This is a genomic window from Actinophytocola sp. NPDC049390, assembly GCF_044466355.1.
Taxonomy (GTDB): domain Bacteria; phylum Actinomycetota; class Actinomycetes; order Mycobacteriales; family Pseudonocardiaceae; genus Actinophytocola.
Map to the genome: position 1 here is coordinate 173,719 of NZ_JBITMQ010000018.1, position 21,413 is coordinate 195,131.

A 21,413-nucleotide genomic window follows, 5' to 3' on the forward strand; every position below is an offset into this window, starting at 1 on the left:
GTCCTCAGTGGGCGAAGTGGCGCGTGCCCGTCAGGTAGACCGGCACGCCCGCCGCCTCCGCGGCCGCGATCACCTCGGCGTCGCGGACCGAGCCGCCCGGCTGGACGATCGCGCGGATGCCCGCCTCCATCAGCAGCTCCGGGCCGTCGGGGAACGGGAAGAACGCGTCCGACGCCGCCACCGAACCACGTGCGCGGTCACCGGCGCGTGCCACCGCCAGCTTGGCCGCGTCCACCCGGTTGACCTGGCCCATGCCGACACCGACCGTGGCGCCGTCCGCCGCGAGCACGATCGCGTTCGACTTGACCGCGCGGCACGTGCGCCACGCGAACGCCAGGTCGGCCAGCGTGGCGTCGTCGACCGGGGCGCCGGTCGCGAGGGTCCACTTCGCCGGGTCGTCGCCGGGTGCGTCGATGACGTCCTGCTGCTGCATCAGCAGACCGCCCGAGACGGGACGGAACTCGGGGCCACCGCGCGACGGTGGCTCGGCGACGAGGATCCGGATGTTCTTCTTGCGCGACAACACCTCCACCGCACCGTCCGCGAAGGACGGAGCGACGATGACCTCGGTGAACACCTCCGCCACCTGCTCGGCCATCTCGACCGACACCTCGCGGTTCGCCGCGATCACGCCACCGTAGGCGGACACCGGGTCGCACGCGTGCGCCTTGCGGTGCGCATCCGCGATGTCCGAAGTGGACACCGCGATGCCGCACGGGTTGTTGTGCTTGATGATCGCGACACACGGTGCCTCGTGGTCGTACGCGGACCGCCACGCGGCGTCCGAGTCGAGGTAGTTGTTGTACGACATCTCCTTGCCGTGCAACTGTTCCGCGGTCGCGAGCCCCGGGCGGCCGGACGTGTACAGCGCCGCCTTCTGGTGCGGGTTCTCCCCGTACCGCAGCACGTCGCGCCGTTGCCAGCTCGCACCGACCCAGGTCGGGAAGACGTCGTCGGCGGGCGCCAGCACGGACCCCATCCACGACGCCACCGCGATGTCGTAGGACGCCGTGTGGCGGTACGCGTCCGCGGCGAGGCCCTGCCGGTCGGCGAGCGTGAAACCGCCGCCCCGCACCGACTCCAGCACCCACTCGTAGCGCGCCGGGTCCACGACCACGGCCACGCTCGCGTGGTTCTTCGCCGCCGCGCGGACCATCGCCGGGCCCCCGATGTCGATCTGCTCGACGCACTCGTCCGGCGACGCACCCGACGCCACGGTCCGCGCGAACGGGTACAGGTTCACCACCAGCAGGTCGAACGGCTCGATGCCCAGCTCCTCCAGCTGCGCCACGTGCGACGGCAGCCGCACGTCCGCCAGCAGACCGGCGTGCACGCGCGGGTGCAGGGTCTTCACCCGCCCGTCGAACGACTCGGGGAACCCGGTCACCTGCTCGACGGGCGTCACCGGCACCCCGGCGTCCGCGATCACCTTCGCCGTGCCGCCGGTCGACACGATCTCCACGCCGGCCGCGTGCAGGCCCGCGGCCAGCTCCAGCAGACCCGACTTGTCCGAAACCCCGATGAGGGCCCGGCGAACCGGGCGCCGCTCGTCAGTCACGGGATGCTCACCTTTCGTCCGTGCACCGTGTACCCCTGGCGGGTCAGCAATGCGATCACGTCGACCAGCAGCCGACGCTCGACAACCTTGATGCGCTCGTGCAGCGCGTCGACGTCCTCGCCCGGCGTCACGCTCACCGCCTCCTGCGCGACGATCGGTCCGGTGTCCACACCCGCGTCGACGAGGTGCACCGTGCAGCCGGTGACCCGCACGCCGTACGCGACGGCGTCGGCGACCGCGTGCGCGCCCGGGAAGGCGGGCAGCAGCGCGGGATGGGTGTTGATCACCCGGCCGCCGAACGCGGCGAGGAACTCCGGTCCGAGGATCTTCATGAACCCGGCCGACACGACCAGGTCCGGCTCGTGGGCGGCGACCGCCTTGGTCAGCGCGCGGTCCCACGCGGTGCGGTCCGGGTGGTCCTTCAGCCGCACCACGAACCCCGGCACGCCCGCCCGCTCGGCCCGCGCCAGCCCTTCGATGCCCGGCCGGTCCGCGCCGACCGCGACCACACGCACGGGGAGGTCGGCCGCGTCGAGCACGGCCTGGAGGAGGGTGCCGGAACCGGAGACCAGCACGACGAGCCGCGCGGGCACGTCCGGTCTCACCGAGATGGACTCGCTCAGCGGTGGCTCCCAGTCATACCCGCAGCTTAGGCGGCCCGTGATCGCCGCCGAAAACCGGTCGCCCGGCACGTCCGGGGGACGTTGGGGAGTGGGCTGGCGCGGAGCGCGCCGTACCGGCTCCACCACGCGCTGGAGCTGTGGAACTTCGTCGCGGACAACGGCGCGACCGCGCTAGCCCTGCCCGGCGTGGCGGATCGCCGCGGTCGCGAGGAACGCGTCGAAGTAGGCGTCGGTGAACACCAGCGACACGACCGCGGCCCGGCTGCGGACGCCGAGCTTGGCGCGGATCGCGCGGACGTGGTCGTGCACGGTGTGCGGGGAGAGGAACAGTTCGGCCGCGATCTCGGCGTCCGACAACCCTCGGCACAGCAGCCTGGTCACCTCGATCTCGCGGACCGACAGGCCCGAGCCAGCGACCCGGGCGCCGAGCAGCTCGGCGGGGGTGGCCGCCGTCAGGGTGACCGCGACCCGGCCGGGCGCCAGCTCGATGCCGTGCGCGGAGATCCACCGGCCGTCGGCCGTGCGGATGACCGTCGAGAACCCGGGGTCGGCGGTCGCGAGCACCGCCAGGTGGTCGACGTGCCGGTACTGGCGGACGTCGGTGTCCGTCAGCTCCTGCCCCAGGCCGAGACCGTCGAGCCTGGCCTCGACGACCCGGCCGTCCTCGACGAGCAGCATCCCGCGCGTGGCCGGGCCCGCGACGCCGCGGTCCAGCGCCGCCACGACGCTGCCGCGCAGCACGGCCCCCGCGGTGGCGGCGACCGAGTCGAGCAGGGCCTCGTCGTCCGCCGTGAACATCCCCCCGCCCCGCCACAGCGACACGCCACCCCAGGTCACGGCCCCGTCGGGCAGGACGGCACGTACTTCGTCGGTGAACCCGAACGGCTCGACGACGCGGTCGAGCAGCGCGGGGTTCGTGTTCTTCAGGCGCAGCGCGCGGGCGGGTGCCCGGGTCGTGGCCATCCGCCGGAAGCTGTCGGTGTCGCCCGACAGCTCGACCTCGAAGAACGGGTGACAGCTCGCCGCCGGGAGCGCGGTGACCGCACCCGACCAGAACAGCCCGGTGTGCGGGTTCATGAGCAGCAGCGCCCCGGCGGACGCGCCCGGCACGGCCGCCATGACGGCGTCCAGGACGCGCGCCGCGGTGTCGGCCGGGTCGGCGCCGCTCGCACGGCCGACGGCGGTCCGCAGCCGGCGCGACAACGTGTCGACGTGCGCGAACGTCATCGGGTAATGCTAAGTCCGAATCCCCGGTTCCGGGGATGGTCGCCGGCCGGTCGTCGTCGCCATGCTCGGCGGCATGACACGACTCGCCCCCGCCGACACCCCCGTCTACAACCACGTCGACATGCTCTGCCGCATCCTGCTGTCCGGGGCCGACACGGGCGGGGCGTTCTCGCTCGTCGAGGAGCGCGCCGCGCTCGGCGCGATGACCCCGCGGCACGTCCACGCCCGCGAGGCCGAGACGTTCATCGTGCTCGACGGCGCGCTGGAGGGCTGGTGCGAGGGACGGACGACGCTGGTCGAGGCGGGCACGCTGATCCACCTGCCCGCGAGCAGGGAACACGCCTTCCGGATCGCGTCCGCGTCCGCGCACTTCTACACGCTGATCACCCCGGCCGGGTTCGAGAGCTTCTTCCGGGACTCGGGTGTCCTGCTGGCACAGCCGTTCGACGGTGACGTGCCGGTGCCTGGGCCGATGACGCCGGAGGCGGCCGCCCGGTTGCAGGAGCTGCTCGAACCGCTCGGCTGCACGATCACCGGGCCGCCGCCGTTCCCCCTCCCGGGCGACGACGCCTGACGGTCGTCAGTCGCGTGCGGCCTCGCCGGGCTCTTCGACCGCGTCGCCCGGGTCGGGCGGTTCCGCCGGGTCTTCTTCGGGTGCCTCGTCCGGTTCGGCGTCGGTTTCCTCTTCTGTTTCCTCGTTCGTGGCCTCCGCCGGGCTCGGGCCGGCTTCCCCGGTCGCCGCGGGTTCCGGATCGTCGTCGATCAGGCCGGGCAGCCGTGCCGCGGCCGGGCGTGGACCGCCGAACCACACGACCACCGCCGCCGGGACGGCCGTCCACAGCACCAGGGCGACCGACAGCGCCGCCGCCCGCATGCTGACCGGGTCGAACGGGCCGCGGCCCACGTGGCCGCCCGCGCTGCCGCCCAGCACCGCGAACGCGACGGCCACGACCCCCGACGCGACCGCGACCGCACGCAGCCTGGCCAGCGGGTCCTCGTCGACGTGCCGCAGTCGCCTGCCCACCAGGACACCCACCGCGAGCGGCAGGACGAACAACACGGGCCACCACGCGGCCGCGCCCTCGGGCAGTGCGGCGAGCAGCGGCAGCGCGGGCACCGGGCCGCCACCGAACTCCAGCGGGGACACCGAGACCGTGCCGATCGAGAACCCCGGCCCGGCCAGGAACGCGGTGGCGCCGATCATCGCGTTCGGGAGGTAGCCGAGCGACAGCAGCAGCACGCCGATCGCGTCGCCCGCGCCCTCCGGGAACAGGTCGCGAGCCGTCGGGACGGACGTGACCAGGCCGAACGTCAGCAGTGCGCCGCCGGCCGCCAGCAGCAACACGACCGCGAGCACGCCCGCGCGGAGACCGGCGACGGCGGCCTCGTCGGCGCGGAGGACCAGCACGTCGAGCAGGCCGCAGCGGCGTGCCACCCCGGCGGTGGCCGCCAGGGCGGACACCAGTGCCGGGTAGTACAGAGCGGACAGCGGGTCGGCGGTGACGTCGCCGCGGGACGACAGCCCGGCGAACAGCATGCCCGCGATCCCGTGTGCCGCCGCGACCAGCGCGATCAGCTTTCCCGCCTGGCCCGGTCTGCGCAGGTCCAGCCGTGCCGCCGCGGTGGCGGCGGCCTTCGCGGTGATCGCGGCGACGCCGATGGTCAGCAGCAGCGGCAGCACACCCAGTTCCAGCCCGAGGATCCGCACCGGCACCTGGTGCGCGGCGAGCCAGCCCGGCAGCGCGGCGCCGAGCACGCCACCGGGCGCGAACTGCCCGTTCGTGGCGATGCCGGTGACCAGCGCGAGCAGCACGGCGAGCGCGAGGTAGCCGGCGAGGACCGGGCCGAGCGCGGCCAGGACGAGGACGCGGACCCTGGCCAGGGACGGCATCTCGGCGGTCCTGGTGTCGGCGGGCAGGTGGGTGGCCGCACCCGGCTCTTTGGGTATGTCGAGGTCGGGGGCCATGGCGCCACTGTCACATGTGGACATGATCGGGTGGGCGCGCCACGCCGCCCGGTACCAGATCAGGTGACGGGCCCGGACACGACGATGGGGTGGCCGCCGGTTGGCGACCACCCCATCGAAAGAGCGTCTTGGCTCAGCCCTGCTGCGGGTACCCACCCGGCGGGGTGCCGGGCTGACCGGGCTGTTGGCCGGGCTGACCGAACTGGCCCTGCTGCGGCGCGAACGTGGTCTGCTGACCGGGAGGCGCACCGAACTGGCCGGGCTGGCCCGGCTGCTGCGGCGGCGGCGCCGGGAACTGGCCGGACGGCGGGAACCCGCCGGGCTGGCCGTACGGGTTCGGTGCCGGCATCTTGAGGATGCCCGCGTCGAACAGGTACGCGGCGACCGCGGCGATGCCCTGCAGGATGCCGAAGATCATCAGCAGGATCGTGCCGGTGCCCACGTCCGGGTCCGTGGAGAACGTGAAGAACAGGACCGTGAACATCGCTGCGACGGAGAACGCGGCGGGCGCGAGGCCCGGCTTCTTGTTGTCGCCCGGCAGCACCGCGGGCAGCGAGAACAGGCCGCCGAGCAGGAACAGCGCGGGCACCGTCGAACCGTTGGAGAAGAACCCGCTGTCCCCGCCGTCGAAGGCGTCCGCGAAGCCGACGAAGAAGTTGATCGCTCCGAGGCCGAGGACGGCCAGGTGGAGGATGGCCCCGAGGCCGAGTTTCATGCCGCCACCGGGCGGAGGCCCGTAGGGACCGGGTTGGTGCTGCTGCGGCCCTTGGCCCGGGAAACCACCCGGAGCTCCGCCTGGGAAGGTCATCGCGTTGCTCTCCTCAGCTCACTAGACGCGATTGATGTGGGACATTCTTCAACTCAGACCTTCCGACGGCCTTGAGAACGAGGCGGTTCCCCCGAATACCAGACCATCGTGGGGCCGGACGCTACACCAGCGTCCGGCCCCACGGTCAGTCGAGTCGCTGCGAGGTGTCTCAGGCCTTCGCGGCCACGAGCTGTCGTGCCAGCTCAGCCGTCTCGGACGGCGTCTTGCCGACCTTCACCCCGGCCGCCTCCAGCGCTTCCTTCTTGGCGTGCGCGGTGCCCGACGAACCGGACACGATCGCACCGGCGTGGCCCATCGTCTTGCCCTCGGGGGCGGTGAAGCCCGCGACGTAGCCGACGACCGGCTTGGTGACGTGCTCGGCGATGTAGGCCGCGGCGCGCTCCTCGGCGTCGCCGCCGATCTCGCCGATCATCACGATGACCTCGGTCTGCGGGTCGGACTCGAACGCGGCGAGCGCGTCGATGTGCGTGGTGCCGATGATCGGGTCACCGCCGATGCCGACCGCCGTCGAGAAACCGATGTCGGACAGCTCGTACATCATCTGGTAGGTCAGCGTGCCGGACTTCGACACCAGGCCGATGCGGCCGGGGCCGGTGATGTCGGCGGGGATGATGCCCGCGTTCGACTTGCCGGGGCTGATCACGCCGGGGCAGTTCGGGCCGACGATCCGGGTCTTGTTGCCGGTGGCGCAGGCGTGCGCCCAGAACGCGGCGGTGTCGTGCACCGGGATGCCCTCGGTGATCACGACGGCGAGCGGGATGCCCGCGTCGATGGCCTCGATGGCCGCGTCCTTCGCGAACTTCGGCGGCACGAACAGCACGGACACGTCCGCGCCGGTCTCGGCCATGGCCTCGGCGACCGTGCCGAACACCGGCAGGGTCAGGCCCTCCCTGACGTCGGAGAAGTCGGCCTTCTGGCCTGCCTTGCGGGCGTTGACGCCACCGACGACGTTCGCGCCGGAGGCGAGCATGCGGCGGGTGTGCTTGGTGCCCTCGGCGCCGGTCATGCCCTGGACGATGATCTTGCTGTCCTCGTTGAGAAAGATAGCCATGTCTGACTCAGGCCCCCTTCGAGGCAAGCTCAGCGGCCTTGCGCGCCGCGTTGTCCATGGTGTCGACCTGCTGGAGACCGGGCAGCGCGGCCTCGGTGAGGATGCGGCGGCCCTCCTCGGCGTTGTTGCCGTCCAGGCGCACCACGATCGGCTTGTTGACGGGCTCGCCGCGGGACTCCAGCAGTTGGAAGGCCTGCACGATGCCGTTGGCGACCGCGTCGCACGCGGTGATGCCGCCGAAGACGTTGACGAAGACCGACTTCACGTCGCCGTCGCCGAGGATGATCTCCAGGCCGTTGGCCATGACCTCGGCGGACGCGCCGCCGCCGATGTCGAGGAAGTTGGCGGGCTTCATGCCGCCGAACTCCTCGCCCGCGTAGGCGACCACGTCGAGGGTGGACATGACGAGACCGGCGCCGTTGCCGATGATGCCGACCTCGCCGTCGAGCTTGACGTAGTTGAGGTCCTTGGCCTTGGCCGCCGCCTCCAGCGGGTCCTCGGCGGCGATGTCGACGAGGTCGGCGTGGCCGGGGTGGCGGAAGGACGCGTTGTCGTCGAGCGTGACCTTGCCGTCCAGCGCGATGATCTTGTCCTGCGGGTCGCGGACCAGCGGGTTCACCTCGACGAGCGTGGCGTCCTCGCTGACGAAGGTCTCCCACAGCTTCACGACGACCTCGGCGGCCTGGTCGCGGATCGCCTCGGGGAAGTTGCCCGCGGTCAGGATCTCCGTGGCCTTGTCGAGGTCGACGCCCTTGAGCGCGTCGACGGGCACCTTGGCGAGCGCCTCGGGCCGCTCGACGGCCAGCTGCTCGATGTCCATGCCGCCCTCGGCGGACGCCATGGCGAGGAAGGTGCGGTTCGCGCGGTCGAGCAGGAAGGAGAAGTAGTACTCCTCCGCGATGTCCGACGCGGGCGTGACCAGGACGCGGCGCACGACGTGGCCCTTGATGTCCAGGCCCAGGATCCCCTCGGCCTTGGCCTTCGTGTCCTCGGGGTCGTCGGCGAGCTTGACGCCGCCCGCCTTGCCGCGGCCGCCGGTCTTCACCTGCGCCTTGACCACGACACGCTGACCGAGGTCGGCCGCGATGCGACTGGCGTCGTCGGCGGTGTCGGCGACGTCCCCGGGCAGAACCGGGACGCCGTGGGCCCCAAAGAGGTCCTTCGCCTGGTACTCGTACAGATCCACTACGACGGTCTCCTGTATCTCCGGCTCGGCTTGGGGAACGGCTGCGCAGAAGACCCTAGCGACCTGCGACGAAAGGGAGACGGGCGGCTTCCGTGAAGTCCCTCACTCAGTGCGGTCGGTCATAGCCATGACCGCGGCCGCGACGAGGGCGACCAGACAGGCGAGGGACAACCACGTGCCCTGGCCCGCGGTGGCGCCCTCGGCCCGGTCTCCGGTCATGGGCAGTTCGAGCAGGTGCACCCCGACCACCGCGGCACCGCCGAGCAACAGTGCGGCGGCCCGGCGCGGCCGCGAGAACGCCGCGACGGCGGCCGCCCCGGCGACGGCGGCGAACCCGATGAGCAGCCCCCACGAGGCGAACCGGAACTCGGAGAAGATCCCGGGCGCGGTGTAGTCGGGCGCGGCGATCATCGGTGCGGCGAACGCCCCGACCGCGAGCAGGACCGCCGCGCCGGCCGGGATGGCGATCCGCGTGTGCAGTGTCCGCTCGGTGAGGTCGACGTCGTCCCGTTCGGCTCCACCGGCCACCGCGGCGGTGACGGCGGCGATCCCGGCGAGCGCGATCGCGACGACGGCGAACCACGTCCCGGCGCCGACGCGCGCGTCGGCGGTGACGATCGGCACGTCGAAGGGGGTGTCGAGCAGTGTGGTGCCGGTGAACGCGGCGTCGAGGCTGGCGAACCCGACCACCACGATCGCCGCGAGCGAGACGACGAACGCGGGCCGCACGGCCCCCGCCCACCGCGTGAACAGGGCGGCACCGAGCACGACGGCGACGATCCCGGCGGGAATCAGCTGCCGGTTGGCGTAGCTCTCCAGCTGCGCCCCGCCCTCGACCACGACCAGTGCGCCGAGCGCGGCCGCGATCGCGGTGATTCCGGTGAGCACGCCGAGCACCCCGGTGCCGAGGTGCAGCGGGCTCGTCGCCAGCTCGAGGTCACCGTCGCGCTGGTCGAGCCGTGCCCGGTCACCCCGCACGACGAAGAGGACGGCGACGAGCACGGCCAGCGGCAGGAGCGTCCACAGCCCACCCCCGCGCTCGGCGTGCAACCAGTCGATCGAGGCGACGGCGAACACCTGCGGCAGGGCCAGCCAGGCGAGCGCGAGGAACAGCCCGAGCCCCATCCCGCGGGCGAGCGGCGGCCGTGAACTGCCCGCGACGGCCACACCGCCGACGAGCAGTGTCAGCGCGAGCAGGATGCCGCCGTACCGGACCAGGGTCGGACTGTCGACGAGGCCCTGCCCGACGAGGAAGGCGTTGTCGGACCGGAACGGCGGGAAGAACAGACCCGCGATGCTGACGGTGGCCGCCGCCAGTGCCCAGCCGATGGCCGCGCCGCGCCCGGCGGTGGACACACTCCGATCGAGCGCGGCGAAGTAGTCGGACGTCGGATCGGCCCCGGCCCGCCCGGCGGCGAGCACCCCGGCCACGAGCGCGACGAGATGCCCGCCGAGGAGCAGGTAGCTGCCGAACCCGGGCGCGAGCGTGCCGAGCGAGGTGGGCACGAGCACCTCGGGCCGCCCGGCCTGCACGGCGTCGAGGATGAACTGGCCGTCGACCAGGGCCAGCCCGGGCGCGAGCAGGGCGGCCCCGCCGAGCACACCGGCACCCACGATGGCCCGCCCGAACAGGACGAAGAGCACCGCCACCACGGGTGGCGCGAACGCGAGAACGCCGAGCAGGAAACCGCTGCCGAACCCGGGCGGCGGAGCGTCGTCGACAAGCCCCTGCCCGACCCCGACGACGGTGAGCACCGCACCGGCCAGCGCAACCAGCAAGGCGATCCGCAGCCGAAGCGGAGCAGCACCCCAGCCAAGCCGATCGACGTCCTGTGGTTCCCCACGCTCACGGCCTCCGGCCGAACCGAGCGTCGATCGAGTCCGCGCAGTCATTGTGTGAAGACGCTAGCAAGGCCCGCGGCCACGCACATGCCGCGCCCACGGTCGATCGGCGGGCGGCACGCCCAGGCAGAACCGTCGACCCCGCCGACCGCAGCCACACGTCCGCTCGCCGACCGGGCTGAACGATCAGGTCCGACCGAGCGAGGCAGCCCAAGCAGGCAGCGCAACCCACCCCGGCCGGACAAGCCGAGCACCTCGCGCAAGCCGAGCCACCCCACGCAACCGAAGCAAGCAGCGCAACCCGACCCATCCGCAGACCGAGCCAGTCAGCAAGCGGGCAGCGCAACCCGAGCCACCTGTCAGATCGGCCCACCGGGGGTGCCGACCCACCCCGGGCAAGCCCAGCCACCCGGCAGACCGAGCCAGCCCGCGAGCGGGCAGCGCAACCCAAGCCACCTGCCAGACCGGCCCACCCGGCAAACCCAGCCACCCGGCAAACCAAGCCAGCCAGCAAGCGGGCAGCGCAACCCAAGCCACCCGGGCGAGGGGAGCCCCTCGCGCAAGACGAGCCGCCCAGGGAACCCAAGCAAGCAGCGCAAGCCGAGCCACCCGGCAAACCGGCCCACCGCGCAGACCAGCAAGCAGCACAACCCAAGCCACCCGGGCAAACCGAGCTAGCAGCACGACCCGAGCCACCCCGGCAGACCGAACCACCCCGCCAGCCGACCAACCCCGCAGACCAGCAAGCAGCACAACCCAAGCCACCCAGGCAACCCAAGCCACCCGGGCAAGCCGGGCAACCTGCGCAAGCCGAGCCACCCGCACAAGCCAAGCCACCCGCACAAGCCAAGCCACCCGCACAAGCCAAGCCACCCGCACAAGCCAAGCCACCCGCGCAAGCCGAGCCACCTGGGCAACCCAGGCAGCCAGCGCAAGCCGCACCACCCGGGCAACCCAGGCAGCCAGCGCAAGCCGCACCACCCGGCAGACCGAGCCAGCAAGCAAGCTGGCAGCGCAACCCGAGCCACCCAGGCAGGCGCGCCATTCAGGCAGGACGGTCAGCCAGGCAGGGCGAGCAAGCCCGCGGCACAGACCAGACCGGAACCAGGCCCGGTGGCTCCCGAGGCCGGACGAGCGCAGGCCATGCGATCCCGCCTGGGCGGGCGGTCACACGGCAACCGGCTCGAGCGGAGCCGGTCATCCCGGGGTCGGGTCGGTTGCCGTGTGACCTCAAACCGAGGGGCGGACGTCCGCCCGGAGGTTGCCGACGTTGGGAAGCGGTCGGCTCTGGCCTGGGCGAGGCCCACCGCCCGCCAGCCTGCCGCCGGTGCTGTGCCCGCCACCTCTTGCCGGTTCCCCTCGGGGGTGCGCGCGTTGACGTTCTGTCCCTTTGTTCCCTTCTGTTGGGGCCGTGCGGACGGGGCTGGCCCGGGCTTGAGTTCGGTTACGAAGGGCGGCGTTGGAGGTTCGCGGACCCGGTTGGTTGTGTGGATATTTCGTGTCTTGGATCACACTGGGTTCGTAACTTATGGTTCACCTTCGGTCATTGCCGCTGGTTACCGGCGGTGTGCGCGCCACCCGTTTGGCCGACTCGGTTCGCGGAAGTTGCCCTCAGCGGTGCCCCTTCGTTATCGTCCCCCGGTCCGTTGTCACGGTCCGGTCACGAATTGGGCAGGACGGCAACCGAGAGGTTTAGTTGCCGAACAGCCGGGATCCCCCGCCCGGCGCCCACGCCGACAGCTCGGCCCCAACGAGCCAGGCGCATGTCGAGTCCGGACTCCCCGAAGACGGAAGGGCAGGCCTTGTCTCGACACCGCTCCCCCAGCGGCGACACACGGGAGTGCGCAGCGCTTGATGCTGCGCTTGCTGAACGCGACAGTTCCGCACGGATCCGTTCCGCTCAGCACCGCATGAACCCACCCTCGTCCGCCCTCCGTGGACGTGTGGTTGTCGCCGCGGTGGCCGTCGGTGCGTTCGCCGCCGCCGCTGCTGGTCAGACGCTCCAGGCGGCCGGGCAGTCCTCCCCGTCCGACGACATCGCACCCCTCGCCGACAGCAAGAACGCCTCCGCCCAGCTCGGCGGTGGCATCGGTGGCAGCTCATCCGCCGCCGCGCCAGAAGTCCTGATGGTGGCCAAGACGTCCGCCGCCCCGGTCGAGGCACAGAAGATCGCCTCCACCAACCAGATCGTGCAGGCCCGCGCCGCCGCCATCGCCGCGGCCAAGGCCGAGGCCGAGCGGCCCAAGTTCGTGCGGCCCGCCGACGGCTCCTTCACCTCCGGGTTCGGCGCCCGCTGGGGCACCACCCACTACGGCATCGACATCGCCAACAGCATCGGCACGCCGATCGTGTCCGCGGCCGACGGCGTGGTCATCGAGGCCGGCCCGGCCAGCGGCTTCGGCCTCTGGGTCCGCATCCTCCACGACGACGGCACGGTCACCGTCTACGGCCACATGCAGGACTACTCGGTCCGCGAGGGCGAGCGGGTCAAGGCGGGCGACCAGATCGCGCGCATGGGCAACCGCGGCCAGTCCACCGGACCACACCTGCACTTCGAGGTCTGGGACGCCGACGGCATCAAGATCAACCCGCGGACCTGGCTCCTCGAGCACGGCGTCTCTCTCTGACCCGGACCGGTGCCTGACGCCAGCCGGCGTCGCCACCGTGTGCGCGCACACGGCACGCCACCGCGCAGTCAGCCACTCAGAGGCGCCGGACGAAGAACGCTCCCGCGACGCGCCAGACGGTGCACATGCCGCCCCCTCTGTGACGAGCCGCGGCGCAGCCCGCGCAGCTTCCTCGACGCCCCTCCGGCCGGTGGAGGTCGAGCAGCGCCCGCCATGCGGCGACGAGCACGCGCAGCTCCTCCGAGTGCTCGGCACGCCGGTCGACCCCGTCCAGGTACCTGCCGATGTTCTCGGCGAGCACGCCGAACAACACCTCGTCCACATCTAGGACTCCCTGTCTCACCGAGCGGGACCTGGGTGGCCCCGCGTGGTGAGTAGTCAACCGGATGGCACCGACAGTTTCGCACATCCGTTCGACCGCGAGAAGCGGGATTCACTCGAAAGTGGATCAGAGTTTCTGGATGGGGAGGCTGCCGATCAGCATCAGGCGGACCGTGCCCGCGGTGCCGAAGTCGATCGTGGCGGTCGCGCGGGGGCCGACGCCGTCCGTGGCGACCACGGTGCCGAGGCCGTACTTGTCGTGGGTGACGCGGTCGCCGACGTCCAGCGAGAGCGCGGGGGTGTCCTTCCAGCCCTTCGCGGGCCCGAACGAGGACGTCGACGGCGAACGCTCACCGCCGAACGACCGGCGGCCCCAGCTCGAGGTGGGCGCGCTGGGCGCGCGCCGCCGCTCCGGCTGCACGCGCCGCCAGTCGACGAGGTCGGCCGGGATCTCGCCCAGGAACCGCGACTCCGGGTTCTCCATCGGCTGGCCCCAGGCGGACCGCACGATCGCCCGCGACAGGTACAGGCGCCGCTGCGCACGCGTGATGCCCACGTACGCCAGGCGCCGCTCCTCGGCCAGCTCGGTCGGGTCGCCGAGCGCCCGCATGTGCGGGAACACGCCGTCCTCCCAGCCGGTGCAGAACACGACCGGGTACTCGAGGCCCTTGGCGGTGTGCAGCGTCATCAGCGTGACCACGCCGGTGGCCTCGCTGTCCTCGTCCGGGATCTGGTCGGCGTCCGCCACGAGCGACACCCGCTCCAGGAACGCGGCGAGCGAACCCGGTTCGACGAGGCCGTCATCAGTGTTTCCGTTCGCTGAGGCGTCGGGGTCCTCCGGGGGCAGCTCGTGGGCGAACTCGCGGGCCACCGTGACCAGCTCGGTCAGGTTCTCCACCCGCGTCTCGTCCTGCGGGTCCTCCGAGGCCTCCAGCTCGGCGCGGTAGCCGGTGCGCTCCAGCACCGACTCCAGGATGTCCGCCGTCTCGTGCCCGTCCGTGACGAGCCCGCGCAGGTCGTCCATCAGCTCCACGAACCCCGCGATCGCGTTGCGCGACCGAGGGTTGAGCATGGGGACCTTGTCGTCCACCGCGTCACGCAGGGCCTCGTTGAACGAGATCCGCTGCCTGTCGGCGTGCGCGGACACGCACGCCTCGGCCCGGTCGCCGATGCCCCGCTTGGGCACGTTCAGGATCCGCCGCAGGCTGACCGCGTCCTCCGGGTTGGCGAGCACCCGCAGGTAGGCCAGCGCGTCACGGACCTCCTTGCGCTCGTAGAACCGCACGCCGCCGACCACCCGGTACGGCAGCCCCATGCGGACGAAGATCTCCTCGAACACGCGGGACTGGTTGTTGGTGCGGTAGAAGACGGCGACGTCGCTGTACTTGATCTCGCCGTCATCCATCAGCTTGTCGATCTCGCCCGCCACGAACGCGGCCTCATCGTGGTCGTTGTCGCCGACGTAGCCGACGATCTTCTCGCCGTCGCCCAGCGCGGTCCACAGCCGCTTGTCACGCCGGTTGGGGTTGCGGGAGATGACCGCGTTGGCCGCGGACAGGATCGTCTGCGTGGAGCGGTAGTTCTGCTCCAGCATGATCGTGGTGGCCTGCGGGTAGTCCCGCTCGAACTCCACGATGTTGCGGATGGTCGCGCCGCGGAACGCGTAGATCGACTGGTCCGCGTCGCCGACCACGCACAGCTCACCGGGCTCCACGCCGTCCGACGACGTGCCCACCAGCTCGCGGACCAGCGTGTACTGGGCGTGGTTGGTGTCCTGGTACTCGTCGACGAGCACGTGCCGGAACCGGCGGCGGTAGTACTCGGCGACGCCCGGGAACGTCTGCAGCAGCTCGACCGTGCGCATGATCAGGTCGTCGAAGTCGAACGCGTTGGCCAGCTGGAGGCGGCGCTGGTACTCGACGTACACCTCGGCCGTGCGGCGCTCGAAGTCGTTGGCCGCCTTGTCCTTCGCGGTCTCCGGGTCGACCAGCTCGTTCTTCAGGTTCGAGATGGCCGCGGCGAGCCCGCGCGGGGTGTAGCGCTTCGGGTCGATGTCCAGGTCGCGGGACACGAGCGTGATCAGCCTGCGTGTGTCGTCCGCGTCGTAGACCGAGAAGCTCGACTTCATGCCCAGCGTGGTGGCCTCGCGGCGCAGCACCCGCACGCACATGGAGTGGAACGTCGACACCCACATGGCGTTGGCGCGCCTGCCCACCAGCTCGACCACGCGCTCGCGCATCTCGGCGGCGGCCTTGTTGGTGAACGTGATCGCCATGATCTGGCCGGGGTGCACGTCCCGCTCGGCCAGCAGGTAGGCGATCCGTCTGGTCAGCACCCGTGTCTTGCCCGAGCCCGCGCCCGCGACGACGAGTAACGGCGAACCGGCGTGCTGCACGGCGCGTTGCTGCTGCTCGTTGAGGCCGTCGAGCAGCTCCGCCCCGGCCTTGCGCCGGGGTGGCGGGGACGTCTGAGAAGGCAATTCGAACAGAGTGCTCATTATGGGCCCAACGTTACCGGGCAGCACCGACAGCCGAGCGCGCGACAGCCCGGGCAAGTGGACAGAACGTGGGCGGGCGGTGCAGAATCGGCGTCGTGCGCCACCGCAGCTTCGAGTTTTTCTACGGGATCCGGACTCCGGCTCCCGTGGTTGCGTAGCGCGCGAACGAACCATCGAAGCCCCGGAGTCCTCGGACCCGGGGCTTTTTGCTCGGGGCCAAGGGGATTCCGCCACATGAGCGAGGAACACGACATGCCCCCCACCACCTCCACGGACGACGACAAGGCCGCCGGCGCGGCCACCGAAGCCACCACTGACATCGACGAGCTGCGCAAGGAGATCGACTGGCTGGACGCCGAGATCCTGCGGCTGGTCACCCGCAGGGCCGAGGTGTCGCGGACGATCGGCGCCGCCAGGATGGCCGCGGGCGGCACCCGCATCGTGGTCAACCGCGAGATGGACGTGCTCGCGCGCTACCGCGACCTGGGACCGGAAGGGCGCAAGATCGCGATGGCGCTGCTCGCGCTGGGCCGGGGACCGCTCGGCAGATAACCATTGCGAATCTCAGGGTTCCCACCGATCCGGTGGGAACCCGGACGCGGGCACACTGGAGGCATGGTCCTCAACCTGATCGCGGTCATCATCGCCATCGTGTCGGTCCTGGCGGCTCTCGGGCACGCCGGTTACCTCGCGATGCTCAACTCCGCCGCCGCCAAGCGGGCGGGTGGTGCGCCGATCGCGCAGTACGTCCGCAGCCGGTGGCCGATCGCCGGTGTCACGACCGCGGGCGCACTGCTCGCGTGGGCGCTGACGAGCGGCAGCGGGTTCGTCGACGTGCTGGCCATCCTGCTCGCGGCCGGGTCGGGCGGCACCGCGGTGAAGGCGCTGCAGTCGACGCAGGAGCGGTACCGCACCGGCGGCTGAGTGCCTGCGCGTGTCCATGTCACTCGATGGGGTGACACGTTCGGGACATGCGCACCCAGCCCCTCAAACCGACCGCAACCACTTACCCTGACGTGAGTGAGTACCGCGAAGGTTCGGTCGGCGCTTGTGGTGACCGCTCACCCCGACGACGTCGACTTCGGCGCCGGGGGCACGGTCGCGGTGTGGACGTCGGCCGGGATCGAGGTGTCCTACTGCGTCTGCACGTCCGGTGAGGCCAGCGGTGACGGGTCACCCGGCATGGCGGCGGTGCGGGAGGCCGAGCAGCGAGCGGCCGCGGCGCAGGTGGGCGTCACGGACCTGGTGTTCCTCGGCCACCCCGACGGGGCCGTGACGGCGTCGCTCGACCTGCGTCGCGACATCACCAGGGTGATCCGCCGGGTGCGCCCCGACCGGGTGCTCACCTGGTCGCCCGAGATCAACTGGGACTTCGTGCCCACCTCGCACCCGGACCACCGCGCGGTCGGCGAGGCCACGTTCGCGGCCGTCTACCCCGACGCGCGCAACCCGCACGCGCACCGGTCCCTGCTCGACGACGAGGGCCTCGAGCCGTGGGTGGTGCGTGAGCTGTGGCTCGCCGACGGGCCGACGCACCTGCGCAACCAGGCCGTCGACATCACCGACGCCTTCGACAAGAAGATGGCCGCGCTGCGCTCCCACGCGTCGCAGGCCGGGCCGACCGGCGACGCGATCGAGGAGGACCTCCGGCAGTACCACGCGGCCACGGCCGCGCGGTTCGGCCTGGGCGACGGCCGGCTGGCAGAGGCCTTCCAGGCGGTCGACACAAGCCGTTAGTGATCGTTTGGTCGCATCGCGTCACGAGCCGGAAGGAGGGAAGTCCCACAGTCATGACAGTCGGGGGTTGGCGCAGCCAGGAACAACATCACGGGCGGCACCGTCGGGGCGCGGCGGGTGCGATGTGGACGCCCGCGGTGCGCCCGACCGAATCCGCTCCGGCGCACGCGCGGTACGACGGGACACCCGCACCACCGGTGTGGCCGACGAGCGAGGCACCGAGGCGGCCCGGCCGCCCGGCGGACGAGCCCGCGGTGCCCCGGGCCCGCTCCGCCGCCGACGCACCGGCGTGGCCCGCGCCCCGGCACCGGGCGCCGGACTGGCCCGCCACCGTGTCGTCACGGTCGTCGTCACGGTCCTCGTCGCGCGGGCGCGCGGGAGACGCGCCGCCGAGCTTCCTGCGGGAGCCCATCGTGGCCGCGGAGGTGCCCGCGCCGCTGCGACGGGCGCGGCACGCGGCGAACCCCGTCGCGTCCCCCGACATGCTGGTCGACACGGTGCCCATGAGCCTGCCGCCGAAGCACGGCAAGGTCGACGGCGGCCCGCTGTCCAGTGCCGTCGTGTACCCGCTGCCGGAGGCGCCGGTGACCGGGCTGCGCAAGTTCGACCTCGGGACCGTGCCCGCCTCGGTCACCCCGCCGCGCACCTGGCGCAAGGCGGCGTGGTTCGCGGTCGGCACGTCCGCGGCCGTGGTGCTCGGCCTGACCGTCGCCACGAGCGAGCTGGTGAGCAGGCCCGTGAGCGACGAGTCGCTGATCGACGCGCTGCCCGCGTACCCGACGGGCCCGCTCACGCTGGGCGAGCTGCCGCACCCGGACGAGACGTCCGAGCGGCCGAGCACGGACCGGCCGACCACGAGCGGCGAGCGGAGCACGACGGACACCCCGTCGTCGACGACATCGGACAGCCCCGCACGGGACACCGTCATCGGCAGCACCAGCGGCGGGGAGTCGGTGGTGCCGACCGAGCCGCCGAGCGAGGACACGACCAGCGGTACGTCGGCCACGCCCCCGCAGCCGGACCGCGAAACCGTCGGCCGCGCCCCGGTCACCCCGACGGACCCGCAGGAGATGGGCGACCGCACCGAGGAGTACTTCGCGCTGGTCACGTCGGATCCGGCCGCGGCGTCCGCGTTGACCACCGGGAGCATGGCCCGCGAGGGCCAGGAGGGCATCGAGGAGCGCTACGGCGACGTCGAGCGCATCGAGGTCCAGTCGATCACCATCAACCGCAACGAGGCGGTCACCACGTCGCGGATGAAGGTGGTCCACAAGGACGGCCGGGAGACGATCGAGGAGCGACAGCTCACCTTCACGTGGGGCGGCGATCCGAAGATCACGGACGACGCGACTACGGGGTGATCCCGCTCATACTCCATTCGAGTGAAGATCGCTGGACGGTGCAACCCCGTTCGGGTGATCCACTCCAATTGACTGGCGCCGGGCATGCCGACCGGAGTACGAGTGGCCCCTAACGCTACGCACGGAGGCCATCACACAGTGGACCGTCTGACGACCGGTCGGCGGCATGCACGCGCCGGCTCGGTGACCGTCACGGAGCTGCTCGTCAGACAGGCGTCACCAGCCCGCTGCACCGACAGCTCCGCAGGCGAACGGGACGACATCACCGACACGATCCCGGTGGTGTCCGCGCCCGTGTCGCACCGCCGCCCACCCGTACGCGTCGCCCAGTTCGCCAAGATGGCGAGCATCGGCGTCGCGAGCGCGGTGTTGTGCGGCGCGGTCACCGTGTCCTCGATGATCTCCCACCAGCGGCGCGACCACGCCCAGCCCGCCGTGAGACCCATGGTGCAGATCACCGGCGACCAGGCGCTGCTGCCCGACCGTCTCGGCAGGACGGTGGCCGAGGCACCCACCCCGGCGCCGGCACCACCACCGGTCGTCGACGAGCCCGCCGCCGAGCCCAGGGACGGGTCCGTCGCCGAGTCCGTCGACGTCGCGACGCCGCCGGAGACCGGCACCACACCGCCACCGCCACCCTCGGCCGCGAAGCCGTCCGGTGGCACCTCCGCCAGCGCGGACACCGGCCACGACGCCCCGGCCCCGGCCGACGACCTGGCGCTGGTGCGCGCGTTCTACGAGAACCTGCCGGACGCACCCACCGCCGCGTTCCAGCTGCTGGCCCCGGACCTGTTGCACAGCGACCTCGGCGAGTTCCTGCGGTCCTGGTCCTATGTGGTCGCGATCGACTCCGTCGACGTCGTCGAGCGGGAGGACGGCGTGCTGGCCACGGTGCGCATGCGCCTGCTCGGCGGCGGTCACCTGCGGATCCAGCAACTGCTCACGGTCGCGGAGAGTCCTCGTCGGATCGTCGGGGTCCGACTGCTGTCAGCCCAACGGAACTGAACCGGTAACCTGCGACCCCCTGCTTATTCCGTCCGCAATACCAAGCACGTCGCGGCGTTCACGATGTGGTCCCTGTTCGTGCGCGCAGCGTGAACGCCTAGCCTGGTGCGGGTTGGCGCACGCGGGGCCAGACAGCCGTTCCCAAAAAATTCCCGGAGTCGGCATGTACACCGATCACCTGCAGGTAGGGGGGACTCGGCGCGATGACCGATGAAGGTCGCCTGGTCGCCGGCCGTTACCGCCTGGTTCACCGCATCGGAACCGGTGCGATGGGCGTCGTCTGGACGGCGCACGACGAGAGACTGAACCGCACCGTCGCCGTCAAGAGACTCCTCCTGTCCCCCGGCCTTCCGCCGGAGGAGCAGGCCGAGGCCGTCGCGAGATGCATGCGTGAGGGCCGCATCGCCGCCCGCCTGCACCACCCGAACGCGATCTCGGTGTTCGACGTGGTCGACGAGGACGGCGCGCCCTGCCTGATCATGGAGTACCTGCCGTCGAAGAGCCTCGCGATGGTCATGTCGGAGCGTGGCCCGCTCCCGGCCCGCGAGGTGGCCCGGATCGGCGCCCACGCGGCCGCCGCGCTGGCCGCCGCGCACGCGGCGGGCATCGTGCACCGCGACGTCAAGCCCGGCAACATCCTGCTCGGCGACGACGGCACGGTGAAGATCACCGACTTCGGCATCTCCCGCGCCAGCGACGACGTCACCGTCACCAAGACCGGCATGATCGCGGGCACCCCCGCCTACCTGGCGCCGGAGGCCGCGATCGGCAACGACCCGACGCCCGCGTCGGACGTGTTCTCGCTCGGCTCGACGCTGTACGCGGCCGTCGAGGGCGAACCGCCGTTCGGGCTGACGGAGAACACGCTGCAGCTGCTGCACGCGGTGGCCGCGGGCCGGATCAACCCGCCGCAGCTCGCGGGCCCGTTGACCGACGTGCTGGTGACCATGCTGGCGGCCGACCCGGAGCAGCGGCCGTCGACGTCGCGGACCAGGGACCTGCTGGGCTCGGTCGCCATGGGCGAGGTGCCGGACATCCCCGTGGCGATGGGGCCGGGCACCCGCCGCACCGAGCTGATCGACGACTACGAGGACTACGACGACTACGGCGACGCCGCCACGCAGATGGTCGGCGCCGACGACCGGACGCGTGCCGTGCGGTCGGCTCGGGTGGCCGCGCCTCCGCCGCCGCCGAGGAAGTCCCGCGCGCCGATCGTGGTCGGCGCCGGGCTGGCGCTGGTGGCCGTGATCGCCGCGGTGGCGTTCCTCATGGCGGGCCGGGACAACGAGGAGACGCCCAACACCGACCCGAAGAAGTCGAACGTGACGGAGTCGAGCGAGGTCCTGACCACGTCGGAGGTCACGACGACGACGGAACCGACGACCTCCGAGGAGGAGCCGGAGCCGACGACGGAGGAGACGACGACGGAGCGGACGACCACGGAGCGGACTACCACGACCACCACGACCACCACGACGACGACCACCACGACCACCACGACCGAGGAGCCGACGAGCAGCACGACGACGTCGACGGAGCCGTCGATTCCTCCGGGTGGAGAGGTGCGTTGATGGTCCACGCTC

General features: G+C 71.9%; 18 protein-coding genes. 8 read left to right on the forward strand and 10 right to left on the reverse strand.

The annotated features are described in order from the left end of the window. Positions 1–4 precede the first annotated feature (4 nt). The 3 genes from purH to ACIBVP_RS38970 all read right to left on the reverse strand — a co-directional run bounded on the left by purH (position 5) and on the right by ACIBVP_RS38970 (position 3,408). Positions 5–1,558, reverse strand: coding sequence for a bifunctional phosphoribosylaminoimidazolecarboxamide formyltransferase/IMP cyclohydrolase (gene purH, locus ACIBVP_RS38960; RefSeq protein WP_396111520.1), 1,554 nt, complete (start codon positions 1,556–1,558; stop codon positions 5–7). Further along, positions 1,555–2,163, reverse strand: a complete 609-nt coding sequence (gene purN / locus ACIBVP_RS38965; protein WP_396111521.1) for a phosphoribosylglycinamide formyltransferase — start codon at positions 2,161–2,163, stop codon at positions 1,555–1,557. Before purN ends, purH begins: the two co-directional genes overlap by 4 nt. A 189-nt stretch (positions 2,164–2,352) precedes the next feature. After that, complete coding sequence (locus ACIBVP_RS38970; protein ID WP_396111522.1) at positions 2,353–3,408, reverse strand: response regulator transcription factor; 1,056 nt, start codon at positions 3,406–3,408, stop codon at positions 2,353–2,355. Positions 3,409–3,481: 73 nt separating this feature from the next. On the opposite strand from ACIBVP_RS38970, the gene ACIBVP_RS38975 reads away from it, so the two are divergent. After that, positions 3,482–3,982, forward strand: a complete 501-nt coding sequence (locus ACIBVP_RS38975; RefSeq protein ID WP_396111524.1) for a cupin domain-containing protein — start codon at positions 3,482–3,484, stop codon at positions 3,980–3,982. Between the two features lie 6 nt (positions 3,983–3,988). Here the strand turns inward: ACIBVP_RS38975 and ACIBVP_RS38980 are convergent, their stop codons facing one another. The 5 genes from ACIBVP_RS38980 to ACIBVP_RS39000 form a co-directional block, all read right to left on the reverse strand. After that, entirely contained in the window at positions 3,989–5,374 is a 1,386-nt protein-coding gene (locus ACIBVP_RS38980) for a DUF6350 family protein (protein ID WP_396111525.1), read from the reverse strand. A gap of 133 nt (positions 5,375–5,507) precedes the next feature. Beyond that, positions 5,508–6,089 (reverse strand): DUF5336 domain-containing protein, encoded by a 582-nt coding sequence (locus tag ACIBVP_RS38985; RefSeq protein ID WP_396111526.1) that lies wholly within the window; start codon positions 6,087–6,089, stop codon positions 5,508–5,510. A gap of 262 nt (positions 6,090–6,351) precedes the next feature. Then, complete coding sequence (gene sucD / locus ACIBVP_RS38990) at positions 6,352–7,254, reverse strand: succinate--CoA ligase subunit alpha (RefSeq protein WP_396111527.1); 903 nt, start codon at positions 7,252–7,254, stop codon at positions 6,352–6,354. 7 nt (positions 7,255–7,261) lie between these two features. Continuing rightward, positions 7,262–8,440 carry an ADP-forming succinate--CoA ligase subunit beta gene (gene sucC / locus ACIBVP_RS38995; protein WP_396111528.1) on the reverse strand — a complete coding sequence of 393 codons (1,179 nt, stop codon included), beginning with the start codon at positions 8,438–8,440 and terminating at the stop codon, positions 7,262–7,264. 102 nt (positions 8,441–8,542) lie between these two features. Then, a complete protein-coding gene (locus tag ACIBVP_RS39000) occupies positions 8,543–10,219 on the reverse strand; it encodes a hypothetical protein (RefSeq protein ID WP_396111529.1) in 1,677 nt (558 codons plus the stop codon). A gap of 2,006 nt (positions 10,220–12,225) precedes the next feature. On the opposite strand from ACIBVP_RS39000, the gene ACIBVP_RS39005 reads away from it, so the two are divergent. Continuing rightward, the gene (locus ACIBVP_RS39005) at positions 12,226–12,909 is read left to right on the forward strand and encodes a M23 family metallopeptidase (protein ID WP_396111530.1); all 684 of its coding nucleotides are present in this window, start codon (positions 12,226–12,228) and stop codon (positions 12,907–12,909) included. Positions 12,910–12,985: 76 nt separating this feature from the next. On the opposite strand, the gene ACIBVP_RS39010 is transcribed toward ACIBVP_RS39005, so the two are convergent. Further along, positions 12,986–13,252 (reverse strand): hypothetical protein, encoded by a 267-nt coding sequence (locus tag ACIBVP_RS39010; RefSeq protein WP_396111531.1) that lies wholly within the window; start codon positions 13,250–13,252, stop codon positions 12,986–12,988. Positions 13,253–13,357: 105 nt separating this feature from the next. Further along, on the reverse strand, positions 13,358–15,727 hold the full coding sequence (gene pcrA, locus ACIBVP_RS39015; protein ID WP_396111532.1) for a DNA helicase PcrA: 2,370 nt from the start codon (positions 15,725–15,727) through the stop codon (positions 13,358–13,360). Positions 15,728–15,979: 252 nt separating this feature from the next. On the opposite strand from pcrA, the gene ACIBVP_RS39020 reads away from it, so the two are divergent. The 6 genes from ACIBVP_RS39020 (at position 15,980) to ACIBVP_RS39045 (ending at position 21,401) form a co-directional block, all read left to right on the forward strand. Next, positions 15,980–16,279 carry a chorismate mutase gene (locus ACIBVP_RS39020; RefSeq protein WP_396111533.1) on the forward strand — a complete coding sequence of 100 codons (300 nt, stop codon included), beginning with the start codon at positions 15,980–15,982 and terminating at the stop codon, positions 16,277–16,279. A 63-nt stretch (positions 16,280–16,342) separates the two neighbouring features. Next, positions 16,343–16,651, forward strand: coding sequence for a hypothetical protein (locus tag ACIBVP_RS39025; protein ID WP_396111534.1), 309 nt, complete (start codon positions 16,343–16,345; stop codon positions 16,649–16,651). A 96-nt stretch (positions 16,652–16,747) separates the two neighbouring features. Next, positions 16,748–17,464: a PIG-L deacetylase family protein gene (locus ACIBVP_RS39030; protein WP_396111535.1), complete on the forward strand. Its 717-nt coding sequence runs from the start codon at positions 16,748–16,750 to the stop codon at positions 17,462–17,464. Positions 17,465–17,517: 53 nt separating this feature from the next. Continuing rightward, the gene (locus ACIBVP_RS39035) at positions 17,518–18,825 is read left to right on the forward strand and encodes a hypothetical protein (RefSeq protein ID WP_396111537.1); all 1,308 of its coding nucleotides are present in this window, start codon (positions 17,518–17,520) and stop codon (positions 18,823–18,825) included. Positions 18,826–18,963: 138 nt separating this feature from the next. After that, positions 18,964–19,830: a hypothetical protein gene (locus tag ACIBVP_RS39040; protein WP_396111538.1), complete on the forward strand. Its 867-nt coding sequence runs from the start codon at positions 18,964–18,966 to the stop codon at positions 19,828–19,830. Between the two features lie 203 nt (positions 19,831–20,033). Continuing rightward, the gene (locus ACIBVP_RS39045; RefSeq protein ID WP_396111539.1) at positions 20,034–21,401 is read left to right on the forward strand and encodes a serine/threonine-protein kinase; all 1,368 of its coding nucleotides are present in this window, start codon (positions 20,034–20,036) and stop codon (positions 21,399–21,401) included. The last annotated feature ends 12 nt before the right edge of the window (positions 21,402–21,413 follow it).